The organism is Pseudomonas sp. FR229a (assembly GCF_030209115.1).
Lineage (GTDB): Bacteria > Pseudomonadota > Gammaproteobacteria > Pseudomonadales > Pseudomonadaceae > Aquipseudomonas > Aquipseudomonas moraviensis_A.
On the sequence record NZ_JARVSP010000008.1, the window covers coordinates 1 to 22,137 of the forward strand.

Sequence of the window (22,137 nt, forward strand, 5' to 3'; positions counted from 1 at the left end):
AGCAGTCAGATGCGAACTGTTCGTCCCACCACCCCTTCAAGTCTAACCATACAAGTGAGCCTGCTCGCGATAGCCATCTGATCAGCGCTGCAAAAACGCCTGATGCAACTCATCCAAAGTTTCAAAGTGATATGCCGGCGCCTCGGCATTCAACTCTTCAAAACTGCCAAACCCATACCCTACCGCCGCTGCATCGATGCCATTGCTGCGCGCCCCGATCAGGTCATGCTTGCGATCACCGATCATCAGGGTCTGCGCCGGATCCAGGCCTTCAGCCTCGAGCAGATGCGCGATCAGCTCAACCTTGTTCGTCCGCGTGCCGTCCAGCTCGCTGCCGTAGATCACTTTGAAATGCCGGGCAAAATCAAAATGCCGGGCGATTTCGCGGGCGAACACCCACGGCTTGGACGTTGCGATATATAACTGCCGCCCTTGCCCGCTCAAGGTTTCCAGCAGCGGCGTCACGCCGTCGAACACACGATTCTCGTAGAGACCTGTGACCTTGAAGCGCTCGCGGTAGAAATTCACCGCTTCCCAGGCCTTGGCCTCGTCGAAATCGTAGAACTGCATGAACGCTTGCAACAGCGGCGGGCCGATGAAGTGTTCCAGTTTGCTCAGATCAGGTTCGTCGATGCCGAGGTTGGCCAAGGCAAATTGAATTGAGCGAGTGATGCCCTCACGCGGATCGGTCAGGGTGCCATCAAGGTCGAACAGTACAGTCTGGTAATGCATGAGAAATCCTGAGCAGGTGTAGGGCAATTCAGAGCTGGTCGTAGCCTTCGGCCAGATGCAGGTCCTTGAGCTTGACGTAGTTCGCCGCGCTGTAGGTAAAGAAGGCGTTTTCCTTGTCGGTCAGCGCTCGCACCTGTTTCACCGGGCTGCCGACATACAGGAAGCCGCTTTGCAGGCGCTTGCCCGGCGGCACCAGACTGCCGGCGCCGATGATCACGTCGTCCTCGACTACGGCGCCGTCCATGACGATGCTGCCCATGCCGATCAACACGCGGTTGCCGACCGTGCAGCCATGCAGCATGACCTTGTGGGCGATGGTCACGTCATCGCCGATCAGCAAGGGAAAACCGTCCGGGTTGAACGGGCCGGCGTGGGTGATGTGCAGCACACAGCCGTCCTGCACGCTGGTGCGCGCACCGATGCGGATGCGGTGCATGTCGCCACGGATCACTGTCAGCGGCCAGACCGAGCTGTCTTCACCGATCTCGACGTCGCCGATCACCACCGCCGAGCCGTCGACGAATGCGCCTTTGCTCAAGCGGGGGGTGTGATTCTGATAGTTGCGAAGGGACACGATTAGTTCTCTCTCTGTCGCCGATAGCTGCGGTGAGTGGCGATTGTAATTAAGATGGGCGCATGTTTCTTCCAGCCAAGGTGCCAACCGTGAGCGTGAACAACCCTCTTTTGCAGTCCTACGACCTGCCACCGTTCTCCACGATCCGTGCCGAACACGTCCTGCCCGCCATCGAAACCATCCTCGCGGACAACCGCGCCGCCATCGCCGAAATCCTCAAGACCCAGGGCAAGAACCCCACCTGGGCCGGTCTGGTGCTGGCGATGGACGAACTCAACGATCGCCTCGGTGCAGCGTGGAGCCCGGTCAGTCATCTTAACGCTGTGTGCAACAGCGCCGAATTGCGTGAAGCCTACGAGTCGTGCCTGCCGGCCCTGAGCGCCTACTCCACCGAGATGGGCCAGAACCGCGAACTGTTCCAGGCCTACGAGGCGCTGGCCAACAGCCCGGAAGCCGCCAATTTCGACGTCGCGCAAAAAACCATTCTGGAACATGCACTGCGCGATTTCCGCCTGTCGGGTATCGACCTGCCGGAAGCCGAGCAGAAACGTTACGCCGAAGTGCAGAGCAAGCTGTCCGAACTCGGCAGCCGCTTCTCCAACCAATTGCTCGACGCCACCCAGGCGTGGACCAAACACGTCACCGACGAAGCCGCCCTCGCCGGCCTGACCGATTCGGCCAAGGCGCAAATGGCTGCTGCTGCCCAGGCCAAAGGCCTCGACGGCTGGCTGATCACCCTGGAATTCCCCAGCTACTACGCGGTGATGACCTACGCACAAGACCGCGCGCTGCGTGAAGAAGTCTACGCCGCCTACTGCACCCGCGCCTCGGACCAGGGCCCGAATGCCGGCCAGAACGACAACGGCCCGGTGATGGAAGAGATTCTCGACCTGCGCCAGGAACTGGCCCGACTGCTGGGCTTCGCCAGTTTCGCCGAGCTGAGCCTGGCGACAAAAATGGCCGAATCCAGCGATCAGGTGCTGAGCTTCCTGCGTGATCTGGCCCAGCGCAGCAAGCCGTTCGCCGCCCAGGATCTGCAACAGTTGCGTGCATACGCCGCCGAACAGGGCTGCGCCGATCTGCAAAGCTGGGACAGTGGCTTCTACGGCGAAAAACTCCGCGAGCAGCGTTACAGCGTCGCTCAGGAAACCCTGCGTGCCTACTTCCCGATCGATAAAGTCCTGAGCGGCCTGTTCGCTATCGTCCAGCGTCTGTACGGGATCGAGATCGCCGAGCAGAAAGGCTTTGATACCTGGCACCCGGACGTGCGCCTGTTCGAGATCAAGGAAAACGGTCAGCACGTCGGCCGCTTCTTCTTCGACCTGTATGCCCGCGCCAACAAGCGTGGCGGCGCATGGATGGACGGCGCCCGCGACCGTCGCCGCACCGTCGACGGCGTGTTGCAAAGCCCGGTGGCCAATCTGGTGTGCAACTTCACCCCGGCCGACAGCGGCAAGCCGGCGCTGCTGACCCACGATGAAGTCACCACCCTGTTCCATGAATTCGGCCATGGCCTGCATCACCTGCTGACCCGCGTTGATCACGCCGGCGTTTCCGGCATCAACGGCGTGGCATGGGACGCGGTCGAGCTGCCAAGCCAGTTCATGGAAAACTGGTGCTGGGAGCCGGAAGGCCTGGCGCTGATTTCCGGCCACTACGAGACTGGCGAACCACTGCCGCAGGACTTGCTGGAAAAAATGCTCGCGGCGAAGAATTTCCAGTCCGGCCTGATGATGGTCCGTCAGCTGGAGTTTTCGCTGTTCGACTTCGAACTGCACGCCACCCACGGCGATGGCCGCAGCGTGGCGCAAGTGCTCGAGGGCGTGCGCGACGAGGTCTCGGTGATGCGTCCACCGGCGTACAACCGCTTCCCGAACAGCTTCGCGCATATTTTCGCCGGTGGTTACGCGGCCGGTTACTACAGCTACAAGTGGGCCGAAGTGTTGTCCGCCGATGCCTTCTCCAAGTTTGAAGAAGACGGCGTGCTCAACGCAGAAACCGGTCGCGCCTTCCGCGAAGCGATTCTGGCGCGCGGCGGTTCGCAGGCACCGATGGTGCTGTTCGTCGACTTCCGTGGCCGTGAACCATCGATCGACGCGCTGTTGCGCCACAGCGGTCTGAGTGAGGACGCGGCAGCATGAGTGACGGCCCTGTGATCACCAAGAAGCGCTTTATCGCCGGGGCGGTCTGCCCGGCGTGCAGCGAGCCGGACAAGTTGATGATGTGGAACGAGGACGGCGTGCCGCACCGCGAGTGCGTGGCCTGCGGTTACTCCGACACACTCAACGAGCAGGGCCTGTCGGTGCCCAAAGAGCTGGGCACACGGGTCAATACCAGCGCGCTGAAGCCTGCCGCCGACAAAAAGGTTCAGGCCGTGCAGTTTTTCCCGAACCCGAAGCTGAAGAAAAAGCCTGACGAGCAACAGTAACAACTATCGCCACGTGCCGATGATCGTCGGCAGGTGGCGGTAACTATCTACCCCCTCGCCCCCGCGCTTCCTGATTAGGCTGGCCAATCCAGCCCTCTCTCACGGAAGACGCCATGCCTGACACCAATCCCCTCCTGCAACAATGGCAGTTGCCGCCCTGGTCGGCGGTACGCGCCGAGCACTTGCTGCCGGCGGTCGAGCGCATCGTCGCCGACAACCTGCTGATTATCGAAAACGTTATTGCCACTCAGGTCGATCATCCGAATTGGGATGATGTGGTCATCGCCATCGATGAAGCCGACGCGCGCCTGGGAGAAACCATGGCGGTCATCGAGTTCCTGACGGTGATCCGCTCCAAGGATCCCGACTGGGTACAGCAGAGCGCCCTGAGCAGCGCAGTCGCAAAGCAATTCCTGGGCGCAAAAGCCAGAAATCCTGCGTTGTCACAGACCTTTCAGCGGCTGGCATGCAGTTCGATCGCGGCCAGTTTCAGTGATTCACGCAAAGCCTCACTGGCGAAAATCCTGCGCGGATTCCACATGGCGGGAGCCGGGTTGGCCAACGCTCAAAGCGAAAAACTGGGGCAATTGAACACGGAGATCGCGCTCATGCAGAAACTGTTCATGAGCAATCTCAAAGCTGCCAGCGCCGCCTGGAGCAAGCACGTTGCAGACATCACGTTGCTGGCAGGGCTGAGGCCCGATGTGCAGGAGCATCTGGCTGCCAACGCAAGACAGGCAGGACTCACCGGCTGGCGGCTGACGCTGGAGCAGAACACTCATCAGCAGATCATGACCTTCGCGCAGAATCGTGCGCTGCGCGAGGAATGTTACAAAGCTTATTGCACACGCGCCTCGAATCACGGGCCTGATGCGGAGCACTTCGACAATGAGCCGGTATTGATGGTGTTGCTGTTCTTGCGTCACGAAAAAGCCCGGACATTGGGCTTCGACAATTTCGCTCAATTGCGCTTGCACGATCGTATGGCTACAGACACCTCGCAGGTCGGCGCTTTCCTGCGTCGGCAAATAGCCCTCAATGCAGCCTCTCTGGCCGAGGAAACCAAGGAACTGCAGACGTTTGCCCAGGAGCAGGGTATCGAGCAGGTCGAGCCATGGGATCACGATTTCCTGGCTGAACAACTCCGTCGCCAGCGGGCGGACGGCGCACTGGATGATCTGCGGCAATATTTCCCGTTGAACACCGTATTGCGCAGTCTCTGCCGGTTCAGCGAGCATTTGCTTGGGATCAGGATCAGCGAAGACACCCAGCGTGATCGCTTCGACGAGAACGTCCGCCTGTTCGAAGTCAGCGAGCACGGTCAACCGATTGGCTACGTTTACATCGACCTCTTCCGCCGCGAGGCTGGCAATGACTTTGCATGGTCGGGCGTGTTGCGTAACCGTCGGGTCAACGCCGAAGGCCGGCCAGCATTGCCGATTGCCTCGCTTCACAGCAACTTTACCGCCGCAGCCGCCGGCCATGAAAACCTGCTGTCACACCAGGATCTGCGCGTACTGCTGCACGAGTTCGGGCACTGCCTGCATCACGTACTGACCCGTTCGCCGCATTACAACCTGTCCGGCATCTCGCAATTGAGCCGCGACGCTGCCGAATTTATCGGGCAGTTGTTCGAACACTGGGCGCAGTCAGCCGAGTTTTTGCGCTGGCTGGGCATCCATCACAAAACCGCCGAACGTCTGTCCGAGACCCGGATCAAGGTCGCGTTGTCCGCTCTGGGCGCGCAACGAAGCCGGGAAACGGCGATCTTGTTGATGGGCGCGCTATTCGATCTGGAGCTACATAGCGGTGACGGTCGCAGCATTCAGCAGGTGTTCGATGATGTGCAGCGGGAGTTTGCCCACCTGCCGATACCCGCCTATTGCCGGTTCGCCAACAGTTTCGATTTTCTGGCGACCGGCTATGAAGCGTCGGTGTACGCCTACAAATGGTCCGGCGTGCTGGCCAGTGAGGCATTCAAACGCTTTGAGCGCGAGGGCGTATTCAACCCCCGGACGGGCCGCGATCTGCGTGAAACACTGCTTTCGGGTGACATGAAGTCGCTGCCCGAGGCGCTGCAAGCCTTTCTTGGCCAACCGATCAACCCAGAACTATTTGCCGCGATGCCGGGCTGAGCCGATCAACGCTGGACGTGCGCCGAGTCGAACCAGTTCTTCATCGAGCACATGGCGAATGCACTGGTGCTGCATTCGCCATTGACCAAGGCTTCGTGCAAGCGGTCGACGTCGGCTTGCATCACGTAACGCACGCTGTCGTGAAAGTGCTGGCTGTCACCAAATCCGCCCTCGGTCATCTCCTTGAGCGCCTGCTCTTTGCTCCAGCCCTGCACCACCACCCGGTACATCGCCGCCATCAGACCGGTGCGATCAGAACCGTGCTTGCAGTGCATCAGCACCGGGCCCTCAGCTTCGGCGGACTGAATTGCCCGCAGGGCTTTAAGCACGTCGCTGTCGTCGACGTGACTGGTGCGATACGGCAGCTGCACCTGCCTGATTCCGGGCACGGAGAGCCAGTCGCTATCAGCATCAGGCAGGAAGTTGATCACCGTGACGACATGCAGACTGTTCAACAGCGGCACCGCGCTACGACTCGGCAAGGCGCTGCGATACAGGGTTGGCGACATGCGAAACAGATTGAACTGCGCCTCGACCGGCTGCGCCCACTCGGCCGGGCGAGGCGGCGTGGCGTCGGCAGCCCGGGCGGCAATGCCATGCAGCAGCGCGACAAGCGAAAAACACAACGCGGGAAAAAAACGCACTCGAGACATGCTGGGCTGACCGTTCGGCAATCATCATTGCGGGAATTGCAGCTTCGCTAGTGAGCGGTCAATGCACCGTGAGCCGGCCGTCAAAGAAACGTGAATCGTCGCCTCGCCGGGCTTTTTTCCGCTCAAGCAGTATTTCTTGATGCTTAGCCTGCTACCATTTGTCACATGATGTTGCAGACGTGACGCCCTTCACCGGACCAGACCCTGATCGTCGCGACGCAAAATTCCTCGAGCCGCTCGCAGAAGCGGCTGACTTCTATGCCTGATGAGGTGCCCCCCCATGTCTGATCAAGATCGAGACAACCCGCGGCGTGAGTTCTTGCGCAAATCCCTGACCCTGATTCCGGTGGTTACCCTCGCCGGTACCGGCCTGGGCAGCAGCGTACTGCAAGCCGCACCAGAAAGCGCACCGGCGCCTGCGGCGGCAAAACCCGCCCCTGCCAGTGCTGGTGATTATCAGCCGAGCTACTTCACCGCCGAAGAATGGGCATTCATCAACGCCGCCGTTGCGCAGTTGATCCCCAGCGATGCGCAAGGCCCCGGCGCCCTCGAAGCCGGCGTGCCGGAATACATCGACCGGCAGATGAACACCCCGTATGCCGCCGGCGCCCTTTGGTACATGCAAGGCCCGTTCAATGCCGACGCTGCGCCGGAAATGGGCTGGCAGAGCAAACTGGTGCCAAAAGACATCTACCGCCTCGGCATCGCCGCCACGGATCAGTGGGTAAAAGGTCTCAGCGGTAAAACATTTGCCGAGCAAGACAGCGCTACCCGAGACGATTTGCTCAAGCAGCTCGAAGCCGGCAAGCCACAGTTCGATGCGGTGCCGGCGAAGATCTTCTTCAATCTGTTGCTGCAAAACACCAAGGAAGGTTTCTTCTGCGACCCGATCCACGGTGGCAATAAAGGAATGGTCGGCTGGACCATGATCGGTTTCCCCGGCGCCCGCGCCGATTTCATGGATTGGGTGGAACGCAACGAGCAATACCCCTTCCCGGCAGTGTCGATTCGCGGCGAGAGGGCGTAAGCATGGCAACGGTAATGAAGAAGGTGGACGCAGTCATCGTCGGTTTCGGCTGGACCGGCGCGATCATGGCCAAGGAACTCACCGAGGCCGGTCTCAACGTGCTGGCGCTGGAGCGCGGGCCGATGCAGGACACCTACCCCGACGGCAACTATCCACAGGTGATCGACGAACTCACCTACAGCGTGCGCAAAAAACTCTTTCAGGACATCTCGAAAGAGACGGTGACCATTCGCCACAGCGTCAACGATATCGCCCTGCCCAACCGCCAACTGGGCGCGTTCCTGCCGGGCAATGGCGTCGGCGGCGCCGGACTGCACTGGTCCGGCGTGCACTTTCGGGTCGATCCGATCGAGTTGCGCATGCGCAGCCATTACGAAGAACGCTACGGCAAAAGCTTCATCCCCAAGGACATGACCATTCAGGACTTCGGCGTCAGCTATGAAGAGCTGGAGCCGTTTTTCGACTTTGCGGAAAAAGTCTTCGGCACCTCTGGCCAGGCCTGGACCGTGAAGGGCCAATTGGTCGGTCAGGGCAAGGGCGGCAACCCGTATGCGGCGGATCGCTCCAACCCGTTCCCGCTTGAAGCGCAGAAAAACACCGTGTCCGCCCAGCTGTTCGGCAAAGCGGCGACGGAAGTCGGTTACAAACCCTACAACCTGCCTTCGGCAAATACCTCGGGACCGTACACCAATCCCTACGGCGCACAAATGGGCCCGTGCAACTTCTGCGGTTTCTGCAGCGGCTACGTCTGCTACATGTATTCCAAGGCCTCGCCGAACGTGAACATTCTCCCAGCGCTCAAGCCGCTGGCGAATTTCGAGCTGCGGCCCAACTCCCATGTGCTGCGAGTCAACCTCGACAGCAGCAAAAGCAAAGCCACCGGGGTCACCTACATCGACGGCCAGGGCCGCGAGATCGAGCAGCCGGCGGATCTGGTGATCCTCGGCGCGTTCCAGTTGCACAACGTGCGTCTGATGCTGCTCTCCGGGATCGGCAAACCCTACGACCCGATCAGCGGCGAAGGCGTGGTCGGGCGTAACTTCGCTTACCAGAACATGGCGACCATCAAGGCGTTCTTCGACAAGGACACCCACACCAACAACTTCATCGGCGCTGGCGGCAACGGCGTGGCGGTGGACGATTTCAACGCCGACAACTTCGATCACGGCCCGCACGGCTTCGTCGGCGGCTCACCGATGTGGGTCAATCAGGCCGGCAGCCGACCGATTGCCGGCACCTCTAACCCGCCAGGCACACCGGCCTGGGGCAGTGCATGGAAACGCGCTACCGCCGATTACTACACCCATCAGGTGTCGATGGACGCCCACGGCGCGCATCAGTCCTACCGCGGCAACTATCTCGATCTCGATCCGGTGTACCGCGACGCCTACGGTTTGCCGCTGCTGCGCATGACCTTCGACTGGCAGGAAAACGACATCAAGATGAACCGTTTCATGGTCGAGAAAATGGGCAAGATCGCCGAAGCCATGGGCCCGAAAGCCATTGCGGTGATCGGCAAGCAAGTGGGCGACCACTTCAACACCGCCTCGTACCAGACCACCCACCTCAACGGTGGCGCGATCATGGGCACCGATCCGAAAACCAGCGCGCTGAACCGCTATTTGCAGAGCTGGGACGTGCATAACGTGTTCGTCCCGGGCGCCTCGGCGTTCCCGCAGGGCCTGGGCTACAACCCGACCGGGCTGGTCGCGGCGCTGACCTACTGGTCGGCGAAAGCGATCCGCGAGCAATACCTGAAAAACCCCGGCCCGCTGGTGCAGGCTTAAGGAGCGATGACCATGAAAAATTTCGTTATCGCCACCCTCGCCCTGCTCGGCAGCACAGCAGTTTATGCGGCCGAAGCTGATCAAAATCTGATCAAACAAGGCGAATACCTCGCCCGCGCGGGTGACTGCGTAGCCTGTCATTCGGCCAAGGGCGGCAAGCCGTTCGCCGGTGGCCTGCCAATGGAAACCCCGATCGGCACGATCTACTCGACCAACATCACCCCGGATAAAACCGGCCTCGGCGATTACAGCTTCGAGGACTTCGACCAGGCCGTGCGCCATGGCGTCGCCAAAAACGGTAGTACGTTGTATCCGGCGATGCCGTATCCGTCCTACGCCCGCGTGAACGAAAGCGATATGAAAGCGCTGTATGCATATTTCATGCACGGCGTCGAACCAGTGGCGCAGGAGAACAAGGCCAGCGACATTCCATGGCCGTTGAGCATGCGCTGGCCGCTGATGGGCTGGCGCTGGCTGTTTGCACCGAAGGTCGAGGATTATCAGGCCACAGGCAGCGACGCGGTGATCAGTCGCGGCGCGTACCTGGTCGAAGGCCTCGGCCACTGCGGCGCCTGCCACACCCCGCGCGCGCTGACCATGCAGGAAAAAGCCCTGAGCGCGGCGGACGGTGAACATTTTCTGGCCGGCAGTGCACCGCTGGAAGGCTGGATCGCCAAGAGCCTGCGTGGTGATCACAAGGATGGCCTCGGCAGCTGGAGTGAAGAGCAACTGGTGCAATTCCTCAAGACCGGACGCAGTGATCGCAGCGCGGTGTTCGGCGGCATGAGCGATGTGGTCACTCACAGCATGCAATACATGAGCGACGCCGACCTCACCGCGATTGCCCGCTATCTGAAGTCACTGCCGGCCAATGATCCTGCGGATCAGCCGCATCGGTACGACGAGAAAGCGGCGAAATCCCTGTGGAACGGTGATGACAGCCAGCGTGGCGCGTCGGTGTACATCGACAACTGCGCGGCCTGCCACCGCACCGACGGCCAGGGCTACACCCGGGTGTTCCCGGCGCTGGCGGGCAACCCGGTGCTGCAGACGGACGATCCCACTTCGCTGATCCACATCGTGCTCAAGGGCGGAACCTTGCCGGCGACGCACGCGGCTCCTTCGACCTTCACCATGCCCGGCTTCGCCTGGCGCCTGTCGGACCAGGAAGTCGCGGATGTGGTGAGCTTCATTCGTGGTGGTTGGGGCAACAAGGGCGCCCCGGTCAGCGCCAAGGACGTTGCGCATCTGCGCAGCGAAGATATGCAAAATACCTCCGGCGATGATCTCGGCCAGGTCACCCAACATAACTAAAAACAAACCCCCTGCATGATGTACTCACGCAGGGGGTTTTTATTGGGTTTGTGATGATAATTTCAGCTTACGGATTAATGATGGCCACATAAGCTTTGGCCAGGGCGATCAACTTCGCCTTGTCATCGCTATCAATATCGCCGTCACCGTCGACATCTTTCTTATCGGTGCGAATGGTAAAGGTCTTGCCTTTGTCGGCCGATACCGCCACGACGTAAATCGAATCGACCAGCGCTTCGGTCGACAGCTGTTGCTCTGCGTTCCAGCCCAGTTCCTTGCGTGCCAGTTGCAGCGAAACAATAGTGTTGGAATCGGTAATATTCGGCTGCATCATTTGCAGGAAAACACCGCGTTGATTCAAGTAAGACATTCAATCAAATCCTTTTAATTAGTCGGCCGGAGTCTGTTGCCGGTAGTTCCAGAGCCTATATAGCGGACCTGCGTTCAGCAATTAGGCATCTGTATCTTGGCTTGTCGTCAGTCAGCGAAAAAACTTGTCGCACCCAGAACTTCCTCGAAGAAAGACACCGCCATTTTCAATAGCATCGCTGAACGGTACTGGATCACAACGCACGCCGTCGGATACTGTATGCATATACAGAGCAGAGATTCGTTCGATGAACATCCCAGTTCCGCCCCGCGGTCGCGGCACCGCAACCAACCCTCACAATCGCTTTGCGCCGAGTCGTTCGGTCGCCGAGGACGACGGCTGGTATCAGGAAGTGCCGGCGACGCAAAACACCGAAGTGATCATCGAAAAAGCCAAATCGATCATCAGCCGCAACACCTCGCCGGATCTGCCCTTCGACCGTTCGCTCAATCCCTATCGCGGCTGCGAACACGGCTGCATCTATTGCTACGCACGCCCCAGCCACGCCTATTGGGACATGTCGCCGGGCCTGGACTTCGAAACCCGGCTGATCGCCAAGACCAACGCCGCCCAGGTCCTGGAAGAACAACTGAGCAAACCCGGCTATCAATGCGCGCCGATCAATCTGGGCTCCAACACCGACCCGTATCAGCCGATCGAGCGCGAATATCAGATCACCCGACAGACTCTGGAGGTGCTGCTGCGCTATCGCCATCCGGTGACCATCGTCACCAAAGGTTCGCTGATTCTGCGCGATCTCGATCTGCTCACTGAGCTGGCACAACAGCGGCTGGTTTCGGTGATGATCAGCCTGACCACCCTGGACGACGAGCTCAAACGCATCCTCGAACCGCGCGCCGCGGCGCCCAAGGCGCGCCTGCGCGCGATCCGGGTAATGCGCGAAGCGGGAATTCCAGTGGGTGTGCTGTGCTCGCCGATGATTCCGATGATCAATGACAGCGAGATCGAAAGCCTGCTCAGCGAAGCCTACGCCGCCGGTGCGCAAAGTGCCGCCTACATGATGTTGCGCCTGCCGCTGGAAGTCGCGCCGCTGTTCGAGGAGTGGTTGCAGGCGCACTATCCACAACGCGCCGCGCATGTGCTGAGCCTGATTCGCCAGAGTCGCGGCGGCGAACTCTACGACAGCCGTTTCGGTGCGCGCATGCGCGGTGAAGGACCGTTTGCCGACCTGCTCGCACAAAGATTTGCCAAGGCCATCAAAAAGCTGGGGCTGAACAAACGCGAGGGCTATAACCTCGATTGCACGGCCTTCTGTCCGCCGGGTCGCCAGATGTCGTTGATTTAGCGACAATTGGCTTGGGGTTGACGGGTTGGAATCCTTCCGCCGAAACACGCCAGTCACGTTTTTTGTGACCTGGAACACACGTTCTAGAGCGTTTGATTCAGTTTCAGTTAAGTTTCGGCGGCTACCTTGTTCATCGAGTGACTGACGGGTCGGGATGACCCGGATGGTTTAAACAGCCACTGGCTTCATACCGGAATACCGGGGAAGACTCCCTGAATCCGCACAAGAGGATGAATCATGAGTGACAAGGATAAACAGTCGTTGGCTGCCTCGGCGCAAAGCCCTGAAGCACAATCCGCCGATGCAGCACTGCGACAGATCGTTGATGGCTTTTTACGCTTTCACCATGACGTTTTTCCGCAGCAGGAAGAACTGTTCAAGAAGCTCGCCACCGCCCAGGCGCCCAAGGCGATGTTCATCACCTGCGCCGACTCGCGCATCGTTCCCGAGCTGATTACCCAGAGCTCGCCGGGCGATCTGTTCGTCACCCGTAACGTCGGCAACGTGGTTCCGCCCTACGGTCAGATGAACGGCGGCGTCTCCACCGCGATCGAGTACGCGGTACTGGCACTGGGCGTGCAACACATCATCATTTGCGGCCACTCCGATTGCGGCGCCATGCGCGCGGTACTCAACCCCGACAGCCTGGAAAAAATGCCGACGGTCAAAGCCTGGCTGCGCCACGCCGAAGTCGCGAAAACCATGGTGCACGACAACTGCAACTGCACCGACGAAAAAGAAAGCATGCCGATCCTCACTGAGGAAAACGTCATCGCCCAACTGCAGCACTTGCGTACCCATCCTTCGGTAGCCTCGCGCATGGCGAACGGTCATCTGTTCATCCATGGCTGGGTCTACAACATCGAAACCAGCGAAATCAAAGCTTACGACGCGGACCAGGGTCGTTTCCTGCCTCTCGACGGCAGCCATCCGATTCCTGTGGCGACGCCCAAAGCGCGCTTCTAAATCTTCCCAACAATCTGTGTGGTATGACGCCGGCCGCTGATTCAGCGGCCCGGCCTCGCCACGCCTGAAGAAAACTTCGGGAGAATCGCCATGCGTGCGGCTCAATTGAAAGCTGTGTTGCCACGGGAGCTGCTCGCCTCCGTGGTTGTGTTTCTGGTCGCCCTGCCGCTGTGCATGGGCATCGCGATTGCGTCAGGGCTGCCGCCGGCCAAGGGTCTGATCACCGGCATCATCGGCGGTCTGGTGGTCGGTTGGCTGGCGGGTTCGCCGTTGCAGGTCAGCGGTCCGGCGGCGGGGCTGGCGGTGTTGGTTTTCGAACTGGTGCGCCAGCACGGCATCGAGATGCTCGGGCCGATCCTGCTGCTCGCCGGATTTCTGCAACTGGTCGCCGGACGTCTGAAGCTTGGCTGCTGGTTCCGGGTGACGGCGCCAGCGGTGGTCTACGGCATGCTCGCGGGCATTGGCGTGTTGATCGTGCTGTCACAGGTGCATGTGATGCTCGATGCCAAGCCGCAACCGTCAGGTCTGGACAACCTCACGGCGTTCCCGGCAGCCGTGGCGCAAGCCTTGCCATCGTTCGGCTGGCAAGCCGGTCTGCTCGGTCTGTCGACGATTGCCGTGATGTGGCTGTGGGAAAAATTCCGCCCGCATTCGCTGCGCTTCATTCCCGGCGCATTGCTCGGTGTGGGTCTGGCCACAGTGGCGAGCCTGATGCTGGCGTTGCAGGTCAAGCGCGTGGAGGTACCGGCGAATCTGGCCGAGGCGATCGATTGGCTGAAACCTGCCGACCTGATGAATCTGGCCGACCCGACCCTGCTGATTGCTGCGTTCGCCGTGGCGTTTATCGCCAGTGCCGAGACGCTGTTGTCCGCCGCAGCGGTGGATCGCATGCACAGCGGCGTGCGTTCGGATTTCGACCGTGAGCTGTCGGCGCAAGGTGTCGGCAACATGCTCTGCGGTCTGGTCGGCGCGTTGCCGATGACCGGAGTGATCGTGCGCAGTTCGGCCAACGTCCAGGCCGGTGCGACCACCCGCTACTCGACGATTTTCCATGGCCTGTGGCTGCTGGCATTCGTGTTGTTGCTGTCGAGTGTGCTGCAGAGCATTCCGGTGGCGAGCCTGGCGGGTGTGCTGGTGTATACCGGTTTCAAACTGGTCGACCTCAAAGCCTTCCGTGGTCTCGGCCGTTACGGACGGATGCCGATGTTCACCTATGCCGCCACGGCGTTGGCGATCATCTTCACTGACCTGCTCACCGGTGTGCTGATCGGCTTCGGTCTGACGATGTTGAAGCTGGCATTCAAGGCTTCGCGCCTGAAGATCAGCCTGATCGACCTGCCGCAGGACGGCGAGATGGAACTGCGTCTGGTTGGTGCAGCGACGTTCCTCAAAGTGCCGGCGCTGACGCAAGTGCTGGGCAGCATCCCTCACGGCACCACGGTGCATGTGCCGCTGAACAACCTGAGTTACATCGACCATTCGTGCCTGGAATTGCTGGAAGAATGGGGCCGGGCGAATGCGGCGAAGGGTTCGAAGCTGTTGATCGAGTCGCGCGGGTTGAAGCGCAGGCTGGAAGGACGGGTGCGGACCAATACCGGGATTGGTGCGGCAGGATAAATCTCCGGGTTGAACTCGACCCCTGTAGGAGTGAGCCTGCTCGCGATGGCGATGGAACATTCAACATCTTCGTTGATTGATCCACCGCTATCGCGAGCAGGCTCGCGTGTATGACTCAGGCGGCAGGCTGATCCAGCTCCAGCCCCACGCCCAACCGGCGGCTCATGCACGGCCAGCGTTTCCACGCCGCGCCGGTATCCGGGCTGCTGAGTTTTTCGCGGTAGGCTTCTACCGACTCCAGGGCAAAACTCTCGTCATTGAGCATCTCGTCAATCGCGTGATGCACCGCCTCGTCCAGTTGGTTGGCGAACTCCTCACCGATCAACTGGTGCGCAATCAGGTTGGCGACCGTCATGTCCAAAGGGATCAATGGCTGGCCGAAGTGTTTGATGTACAGGTCGTTGACCTCTTCGACAAAACGGTGCGCCAGGTAGGCTTCGTCGAGCAGGCTGTCCAGGCCGACATGTCCGGCCATGATCGCCGGCGGCTGGAGGAAATACTGCTCGGCGATTTTCAGCACCGGTTTGATCTGCGATTCGATTCCCGCTTCCCTGGCGACTTCATTGGCTGCGTCCAGCAGGTCGGGTACTTCATCGATGTAGGCGGCGACAAAACGCGTCAGCACGCCTTGGGCGTCGGCTTCCGGCAACTGGATCGCCGGGTGCAGGTGAGGCAGCTTGCTTTCCAGCTGACGGGTCAGCAGGCCGGTGTCTTTTTCGTGCTGTTGGGCTTTTTGGATCTGCTCGCGCAATGCGGCGGTGTTCATGAAAACTCCAGGAAACAAGGCAGTGAAATAGGGAAGACATAACTTAGCTGGCTTACAAAAAACGCTAAGACGCATTTGTCATAATTATTTCATCCTTGATGCAGCTGCGTTATATCCATTTGCCACCACTCGTCTGCATCCTTCTCCAATCGGGCACTTGAACGCAAGCGCCAGTTGTTGCAGCTCATTTACCTGCGCAAGTTGCATTTCCCGGGCGCTGTCTATACTCGCCAATGAATGGAGTTAGCTGATGACGCCCGACTGCACCCGCAGCAAGGCCCGGCGATTCAAGTTCGTAGTCTGATGCAGCCGCTCCCTTGCCGCAGGCGATACGCCGGCGGGATAACAAGAACGATAAGGGGAACCCGCAATGATGCGACATCCACATGTCTGGATGGGCCTCCTGTTGTGGTCGATTTTCAGCCCGGCCAATGCGGCCTGGACTGTGAATATGGCGCCTGGAGCGACTGAAATCAGTCACGCAGTATTCGACCTGCACATGACCATTTTCTGGATCTGTGTGGTGATCGGGGTGGTCGTCTTCGGCGCCATGCTCTGGTCGATGATGGTGCACCGCCGCTCCACCGGCCAGGTCGCGGCGAAATTCCATGAAAGCACCGGCGTCGAGATCATGTGGACCATCGTGCCGCTGCTGATCCTCGTGGCCATGGCCGTCCCCGCCACCGCGACGCTGATCAAGATGTACGACACCAGCGAGCCGGACATCGATATCCAGATCACCGGTTATCAGTGGAAGTGGCACTACAAATACCTGGGCCAGGACGTCGAGTTCTTCAGCAACCTGGCCACCCCCGCCGAGCAGATCCACAACAAGGAAGCCAAAGGCGAGCATTACCTGCTCGAAGTCGATAAGCCGCTGGTGCTGCCGACCGGCGCCAAGGTGCGCTTTCTGGTGACCTCGGCCGACGTCATTCACTCCTGGTGGGTACCGGCGTTTGCGGTCAAGCGCGATGCGATCCCGGGATTCGTCAACGAAGCCTGGACGCGGATCGACAAGCCCGGCCTCTACCGTGGCCAGTGCGCCGAATTGTGCGGCAAGGATCACGGCTTCATGCCGATCGTGGTCGAGGTCAAGGAACCGGCCGATTACGAAAAATGGCTCGCCGAGCGCAAGGCCGAGGCCGCGCAACTCAAAGAACTGACCAGCAAGGAATGGACCCTCGACGAGCTCAAGGAGCGCGGCGACAAGGTCTACCACACCACTTGCGTGGCCTGTCACCAGGCTGAAGGCCAGGGTCTGCCGCCGATGTTCCCGGCGCTCAAGGGCTCGAAAATCGCCACCGGGCCGATCAAGGATCACCTGGGCATTGTCTTCCACGGCAAACCCGGCACCGCCATGGCGGCGTTCGGCAAGCAGCTGTCGGAAGTCGATATCGCAGCGGTCGTGACCTATGAACGTAACGCCTGGGGTAACAACAAGGGCGACATGGTCACGCCAAAAGAAGTGCTGGAGCTGAAACAGGCGGAAAGCAAATGAGCCGGTCAATTGCGTACTCAGTGAACCGGTCGGGGCAGCACGTCCCGGCCTGCCCCGTGCACTTTCGTGAAGGAGACCGGCCATGAGCGCTGTCATCGATGACCACGGTCACGCCGACCACGCCCACGGCCCCGCCAAAGGCCTGATGCGCTGGGTGCTGACCACCAACCACAAGGACATCGGCACGCTGTACCTGTGGTTTGCCTTCTGCATGTTCCTGCTCGGCGGCTCATTCGCCATGGTCATTCGCGCCGAGCTGTTCCAGCCCGGCCTGCAGATCGTGCAGCCGGAATTCTTCAACCAAATGACCACCATGCACGGCTTGGTCATGGTGTTCGGTGCGGTGATGCCGGCGTTCGTCGGCCTCGCCAACTGGATGATCCCGCTGATGGTCGGCGCGCCGGACATGGCCCTGCCGCGGATGAACAACTTCAGCTTCTGGCTGTTGCCGGCGGCGTTTCTGCTGCTGGTCTCGACGCTGTTCACCCCCGGTGGCGGGCCGAATTTCGGCTGGACCTTCTACGCGCCGCTGTCGACGACCTATGCACCCGAGAGCGTGACGTTCTTCATCTTCGCCATCCACCTGATGGGGATCAGTTCGATCATGGGCGCGATCAACGTGGTCGCAACCATCCTCAACCTGCGCGCACCCGGCATGACCCTGATGAAAATGCCGCTGTTCGTCTGGACCTGGCTGATCACCGCGTTTCTGCTGATCGCAGTGATGCCGGTGCTGGCCGGCTGCGTGACGATGATGTTGATGGACATCCATTTCGGCACCAGTTTCTTCAGTGCTGCCGGCGGTGGTGACCCGGTGCTGTTCCAGCATGTGTTCTGGTTCTTCGGCCACCCCGAGGTGTACATCATGATCCTGCCGGCGTTCGGCGCGGTCAGCCAGATCATCCCGACCTTCGCGCGCAAGCCGCTGTTCGGCTACACCTCGATGGTCTACGCCACGGCGAGCATCGCGTTCCTGTCGTTCATCGTCTGGGCGCACCACATGTTCGTGGTCGGCATTCCGCTGGTGGGCGAGTTGTTCTTCATGTACGCGACCATGCTGATCGCCGTGCCGACCGGGGTGAAAGTCTTCAACTGGGCGAGCACCATGTGGCAAGGCTCGATGACCTTCGAGACACCGATGCTGTTTGCCGTGGCGTTCGTCATCCTGTTCTCGATCGGCGGATTCTCCGGGCTGATGCTGGCGATCGCCCCGGCGGACTTCCAGTATCAGGACACCTACTTCGTGGTCGCGCACTTCCACTATGTGCTGGTGCCCGGGGCGATCTTCGGCATCTTCGCCTCGGCCTATTACTGGCTGCCGAAATGGACCGGACACATGTACGACGAAACCCTCGGCAAGCTGCATTTCTGGCTGTCGTTCGTCGGCATGAACCTGACCTTCTTCCCGATGCACTTCGTCGGGCTGGCCGGGATGCCGCGACGGATTCCGGACTACAACCTGCAGTTCGCCGACTTCAACATGGTCTCGTCGATCGGCGCGTTCATGTTCGGCGCTACGCAGATCTTTTTCCTGTTCATCGTCATCAAGACCATCCGTGGCGGCGAACCGGCCCCGGCCAAACCGTGGGATGGCGCCGAAGGGCTGGAGTGGAGCGTGCCGTCACCGGCGCCGTATCACACCTTCACCACACCGCCGGAAGTGAAATGAAACGCGCTTCTGCTACCACATCCCCTGTGGCGAGGGAGCTTGCTCCCGCTGGGTTGCGCAGCAGCCCCAAAGATTCTGTGGGCGCTGCGCACCCAAGCGGGAGCAAGCTCCCTCGCCACAAAAGCTTGCTCGCAGTTTCGGAGGAGGCATGAACCATGGCTGACTCGATCTCGCTGAAGAAACTCGTCACTCGCCTGCTGCTGGTGGTAGTGGCGATGTTCGTCTTCGGTTTCGCGCTGGTGCCGATCTACGACGTGATGTGCAAAGCCTTCGGCATCAACGGCAAGACCGGCGGCCAGTACGCGGGCGAGCAAGTAGTCGACACGTCGCGCCAGGTGCGCGTGCAGTTTCTCTCAACCAACACCGCCGACATGCCCTGGGACTTTTACCCAAAACATGACGAGCTGACCGCCAATCCCGGCGCGGTCAACGAGATGGTATTCATCGCGCGCAATCCCACCGACAAACCGATGAGTGCGCAAGCGGTGCCCAGCATCGCGCCGAGCAATGCGGCGGCGTTTTTCCACAAGACCGAATGCTTTTGTTTTACCCAGCAGGTGCTGCAGCCCGGTGAACAGATCGAGATGCCCGTGCGTTTCATCGTTGACCGCGACATGCCCAAGGAAGTGAAGCACCTGACGCTGTCCTACACGCTGTTCGATATCACCGCCCGACATCCTCCGGTGGCTGTTAACACTGGCGGTTGAGCGTGGCCGATAAGGAGAACAATAAATGGCAACTCATGAGCATTATTACGTCCCGGCCCAGAGCAAATGGCCGATCGTCGCCACGGTCGGGATGTTCGTCACCGTGTACGGCCTCGCCACCTGGTTCAACGATCTGAAGGCCGCGCGTCCGGAATCCCACGGCCCGCTGATCTTTTTCGTCGGCGGCCTGCTGCTGGCGTACATGCTGTTCGGCTGGTTCGGTGCGGTGATCAAGGAAAGTCGCGCAGGGTTGTACAGCCCACAACTGGATCGCTCGTTCCGCTGGGGCATGAGCTGGTTCATCTTTTCCGAAGTGATGTTCTTCGTCGCCTTCTTCGGCGCGCTGTTCTACGTGCGCCACGTATCCGGGCCGGCGCTGGGCGGTGAAGGGCCGAAAGGCATCGCGCACATGCTCTGGCCGAACTTCGAATTCGTCTGGCCGCTGCTGCACACGCCAGACCCGAAACTGTTCCCGCCGCCCAAGGACGTCATCAGCCCGTGGGGCCTGCCGCTGCTCAACACGATCCTGCTGGTCAGCTCCAGCGTGACCATCACCATCGCCCACCATGCGCTGAAGAAAGGCCATCGCGGCGCGCTGAAACTGTGGCTGGCGATTACCGTGCTGCTGGGCATCGCGTTCCTCGGTTTCCAGGCCGAGGAATACATCCACGCCTACAAGGAGCTGGGGCTGACCCTCGGCTCGGGCATCTACGGCGCGACGTTCTTCATGCTCACCGGCTTCCACGGCGCCCACGTGACCATCGGCACGATCATTCTGTTCGTGATGCTGATGCGGATCATGAAGGGCCATTTCGATAACGAGCACCAGTTCGGCTTTGAAGCGGCGAGCTGGTATTGGCACTTCGTCGACGTGGTCTGGATCGGCCTGTTCTTCTTCGTTTATGTGCTTTGACAGCAGCTGCAAGCTTCAAGCGGCAAGCTGCAAGCTTCAAGTCAAAGCGGGATGGCCTCTAACTTGTAGCTTGCCGCTTGAAGCTTGCCGCTCGCGTCTACCACGGCACGTGGGACACCAACTGGCCGCTGTAGAAACCCCAGGCCATCAGGCCGACGGTGACCACGGCCAGTGCCACCCGAACACTCAGGGCGATGACCAGGCGATTGGAGCTGCTGTCGTCCTTGACCAGGAAAAACAGGCCGCTGAACAGGCTGACGACCGTGGCAATCAGCATCAGGACGATCGCTGCTTTGAACATGGCAAGACTCCGGGGGACAGGCGATGCACTTGAGTATAGCGATCGCGATGACTGACTTTATGGCGCGGCCATGAAGCACTTTCGCCCGGGCGTGATTCCCACTGTCGTGGTGGCACTGTTGCTGCCGCTGATGGTTGCGCTGGGCTTCTGGCAACTGGGCCGGGGCGCGGAGAAAACTGCGCTGCTCGCCAGTTACGCCGAACGTCGGGTAGGCGAACCGATGGCCAGCAGTGAATTGCTCGGCAGCGCCGACCCGGCTTATCGCCGCGTGCGCCTGCACGGTCAGTTCGATGCCGCTCACAGCCTGTTGCTCGACAACCGCCAGCGTGGCGGCAAGGTCGGCGTCGAGTTGCTGCAACCGTTTCAGGATCAGCGCAGCGGCCTGTGGCTGCTGGTCAATCGCGGCTGGCTGCCATGGCCCGATCGGCGCGTGCCGCCGCAATTCACGACACCGGCCGAGACACTGACGCTCGATGCCTGGGTTTATGTCGCTCCCGGCGCGACGTTCCAGTTGCACGCCGATCCGGTCAGCAGTGTCTGGCCGCGAACCATCACTGCCGTCGAGCCGAGCAAATTGTGGCAATCCCTGGAGCGCGACGGTTTCGCCTTTGAGCTGCGCGCCGAACCCGGCCCGGCCAGCTATCAAACGGACTGGCCGGTGGTCGCGATGGGCCCGGAAAAACACCTCGGCTATGCCGTGCAATGGTTCGCCATGGCCACGGCGTTGCTCGGTCTCTATCTCTATTTGGGCTGGCACAACGCAAAGGAGAAACGCCATGGGAAGCGCCATGAATCCACTCAGCATGTCTGAGGCCAAACCTGCCCCCAGCCGCCGGCGCGGGCGCATTCAGTTGCTGTTGATTGTGCTCGGTGTGGTCGGGCCGATGCTCCTCGCCACCGGCATGTACAAATTGCAGTTCTGGGTGCCGGAAGGGCGCAGCTACCACGGCGAACTGATCGGCAACGGCCAGACCCGCGCCGACCTTGGCGTGCAGGCCGATGAGCAGCGCTGGCAGATTCTGGTCACGGCGCCGAAGGACTGCGCTGTCGATTGCCAGCAACTGGTGTATCTGGCGCGGCAGATCCAGATCAGCCTCGGCCGCGAAGCCGGGCGCGCCAGCCACGCCCTCGCCGCCGCGCAACCTTTGAGCACCGACTACGCCGCCAAGCTCGACCGTGAATACCCGCAACTGCAGCGTTACCCACTGGATGCCGGGGTGTTTGCCAGGACCACCGGCGACAAAGCCGTGCCGCAGCTGTGGATCGTCGACCCCCACGGCAATCTGGTATTGCGTTACGAGCCGAATGTGAAGGGCAAGGATCTGCTCAACGACCTGCGTCATCTGCTGAAACTGTCGAACATCGGATAAGGGC

21 protein-coding genes are annotated in these 22,137 nt (G+C 60.5%); 15 read left to right on the plus strand and 6 right to left on the minus strand.

What is annotated here, in order from left to right; all coding sequences use genetic code 11:
* Window positions 1–81: 81 nt before the first annotated feature.
* Together QRN33_RS06605 and QRN33_RS06610 are read right to left on the minus strand one after the other, a co-directional pair.
* A complete protein-coding gene (locus QRN33_RS06605) occupies window positions 82–732 on the minus strand; it encodes an HAD family hydrolase (RefSeq protein WP_252873649.1) in 651 nt (216 codons plus the stop codon).
* 28 nt (window positions 733–760) lie between these two features.
* Window positions 761–1,306, minus strand: coding sequence for a gamma carbonic anhydrase family protein (locus tag QRN33_RS06610; RefSeq protein WP_064365253.1), 546 nt, complete (start codon window positions 1,304–1,306; stop codon window positions 761–763).
* A gap of 62 nt (window positions 1,307–1,368) precedes the next feature.
* Between QRN33_RS06610 and prlC the strand changes: the two genes are divergently transcribed.
* From prlC to QRN33_RS06625, 3 genes are all read left to right on the plus strand, one after another.
* Window positions 1,369–3,447, plus strand: a complete 2,079-nt coding sequence (prlC, locus tag QRN33_RS06615; RefSeq protein ID WP_165839188.1) for an oligopeptidase A — start codon at window positions 1,369–1,371, stop codon at window positions 3,445–3,447.
* The gene (locus QRN33_RS06620; protein WP_016772316.1) at window positions 3,444–3,734 is read left to right on the plus strand and encodes a YheV family putative zinc ribbon protein; all 291 of its coding nucleotides are present in this window, start codon (window positions 3,444–3,446) and stop codon (window positions 3,732–3,734) included. The genes prlC and QRN33_RS06620 overlap by 4 nt, the downstream gene beginning before the upstream one ends.
* A 113-nt stretch (window positions 3,735–3,847) precedes the next feature.
* Entirely contained in the window at window positions 3,848–5,869 is a 2,022-nt protein-coding gene (locus QRN33_RS06625) for a M3 family metallopeptidase (protein ID WP_285407656.1), read from the plus strand.
* A 5-nt stretch (window positions 5,870–5,874) separates the two neighbouring features.
* Here QRN33_RS06625 and QRN33_RS06630 read toward each other — a convergent pair whose 3' ends face one another.
* The gene (locus QRN33_RS06630; protein WP_065616468.1) at window positions 5,875–6,522 is read right to left on the minus strand and encodes a phosphatase domain-containing protein; all 648 of its coding nucleotides are present in this window, start codon (window positions 6,520–6,522) and stop codon (window positions 5,875–5,877) included.
* Between the two features lie 280 nt (window positions 6,523–6,802).
* Between QRN33_RS06630 and QRN33_RS06635 the strand changes: the two genes are divergently transcribed.
* From QRN33_RS06635 to QRN33_RS06645, 3 genes are read left to right on the plus strand one after another with little or no spacing between them, the layout of a single operon-like run.
* The gene (locus tag QRN33_RS06635) at window positions 6,803–7,549 is read left to right on the plus strand and encodes a gluconate 2-dehydrogenase subunit 3 family protein (RefSeq protein ID WP_285407658.1); all 747 of its coding nucleotides are present in this window, start codon (window positions 6,803–6,805) and stop codon (window positions 7,547–7,549) included.
* Between the two features lie 2 nt (window positions 7,550–7,551).
* Complete coding sequence (locus QRN33_RS06640; protein WP_064365248.1) at window positions 7,552–9,336, plus strand: GMC family oxidoreductase; 1,785 nt, start codon at window positions 7,552–7,554, stop codon at window positions 9,334–9,336.
* A gap of 12 nt (window positions 9,337–9,348) precedes the next feature.
* Window positions 9,349–10,650, plus strand: coding sequence for a cytochrome c (locus tag QRN33_RS06645; protein ID WP_285407662.1), 1,302 nt, complete (start codon window positions 9,349–9,351; stop codon window positions 10,648–10,650).
* 67 nt (window positions 10,651–10,717) lie between these two features.
* On the opposite strand, the gene QRN33_RS06650 is transcribed toward QRN33_RS06645, so the two are convergent.
* On the minus strand, window positions 10,718–11,020 hold the full coding sequence (locus QRN33_RS06650; RefSeq protein ID WP_042608998.1) for a hypothetical protein: 303 nt from the start codon (window positions 11,018–11,020) through the stop codon (window positions 10,718–10,720).
* Window positions 11,021–11,267: 247 nt separating this feature from the next.
* Here QRN33_RS06650 and QRN33_RS06655 point away from each other — a divergent pair, with 247 nt between their 5' ends.
* The 3 genes from QRN33_RS06655 to QRN33_RS06665 all read left to right on the plus strand — a co-directional run bounded on the left by QRN33_RS06655 (window position 11,268) and on the right by QRN33_RS06665 (window position 14,909).
* Complete coding sequence (locus QRN33_RS06655) at window positions 11,268–12,326, plus strand: PA0069 family radical SAM protein (RefSeq protein ID WP_285407663.1); 1,059 nt, start codon at window positions 11,268–11,270, stop codon at window positions 12,324–12,326.
* 237 nt (window positions 12,327–12,563) lie between these two features.
* Window positions 12,564–13,292, plus strand: coding sequence for a carbonic anhydrase (locus QRN33_RS06660; protein ID WP_064365244.1), 729 nt, complete (start codon window positions 12,564–12,566; stop codon window positions 13,290–13,292).
* 90 nt (window positions 13,293–13,382) lie between these two features.
* Complete coding sequence (locus QRN33_RS06665; protein WP_116657658.1) at window positions 13,383–14,909, plus strand: SulP family inorganic anion transporter; 1,527 nt, start codon at window positions 13,383–13,385, stop codon at window positions 14,907–14,909.
* Between the two features lie 115 nt (window positions 14,910–15,024).
* On the opposite strand, the gene QRN33_RS06670 is transcribed toward QRN33_RS06665, so the two are convergent.
* Window positions 15,025–15,675, minus strand: coding sequence for a hypothetical protein (locus QRN33_RS06670; RefSeq protein WP_042609002.1), 651 nt, complete (start codon window positions 15,673–15,675; stop codon window positions 15,025–15,027).
* A gap of 370 nt (window positions 15,676–16,045) precedes the next feature.
* Here QRN33_RS06670 and coxB point away from each other — a divergent pair, with 370 nt between their 5' ends.
* The 4 genes from coxB to QRN33_RS06690 all read left to right on the plus strand — a co-directional run bounded on the left by coxB (window position 16,046) and on the right by QRN33_RS06690 (window position 20,462).
* Window positions 16,046–17,173, plus strand: a complete 1,128-nt coding sequence (gene coxB / locus QRN33_RS06675) for a cytochrome c oxidase subunit II (RefSeq protein ID WP_042609003.1) — start codon at window positions 16,046–16,048, stop codon at window positions 17,171–17,173.
* Between the two features lie 82 nt (window positions 17,174–17,255).
* Window positions 17,256–18,842 (plus strand): cytochrome c oxidase subunit I, encoded by a 1,587-nt coding sequence (gene ctaD, locus QRN33_RS06680; protein WP_042609004.1) that lies wholly within the window; start codon window positions 17,256–17,258, stop codon window positions 18,840–18,842.
* A 155-nt stretch (window positions 18,843–18,997) separates the two neighbouring features.
* Window positions 18,998–19,549, plus strand: coding sequence for a cytochrome c oxidase assembly protein (locus tag QRN33_RS06685; RefSeq protein ID WP_016772328.1), 552 nt, complete (start codon window positions 18,998–19,000; stop codon window positions 19,547–19,549).
* 25 nt (window positions 19,550–19,574) lie between these two features.
* On the plus strand, window positions 19,575–20,462 hold the full coding sequence (locus QRN33_RS06690; RefSeq protein ID WP_042609005.1) for a cytochrome c oxidase subunit 3: 888 nt from the start codon (window positions 19,575–19,577) through the stop codon (window positions 20,460–20,462).
* A 97-nt stretch (window positions 20,463–20,559) separates the two neighbouring features.
* On the opposite strand, the gene QRN33_RS06695 is transcribed toward QRN33_RS06690, so the two are convergent.
* Window positions 20,560–20,763, minus strand: a complete 204-nt coding sequence (locus tag QRN33_RS06695; protein ID WP_024015001.1) for a twin transmembrane helix small protein — start codon at window positions 20,761–20,763, stop codon at window positions 20,560–20,562.
* 70 nt (window positions 20,764–20,833) lie between these two features.
* Between QRN33_RS06695 and QRN33_RS06700 the strand changes: the two genes are divergently transcribed.
* Complete coding sequence (locus QRN33_RS06700; protein WP_285407669.1) at window positions 20,834–21,574, plus strand: SURF1 family protein; 741 nt, start codon at window positions 20,834–20,836, stop codon at window positions 21,572–21,574.
* Complete coding sequence (locus QRN33_RS06705; RefSeq protein ID WP_116657655.1) at window positions 21,540–22,133, plus strand: PA_0111/PP_0108 family redox-active disulfide protein; 594 nt, start codon at window positions 21,540–21,542, stop codon at window positions 22,131–22,133. The genes QRN33_RS06700 and QRN33_RS06705 overlap by 35 nt, the downstream gene beginning before the upstream one ends.
* Window positions 22,134–22,137 lie beyond the last annotated feature (4 nt).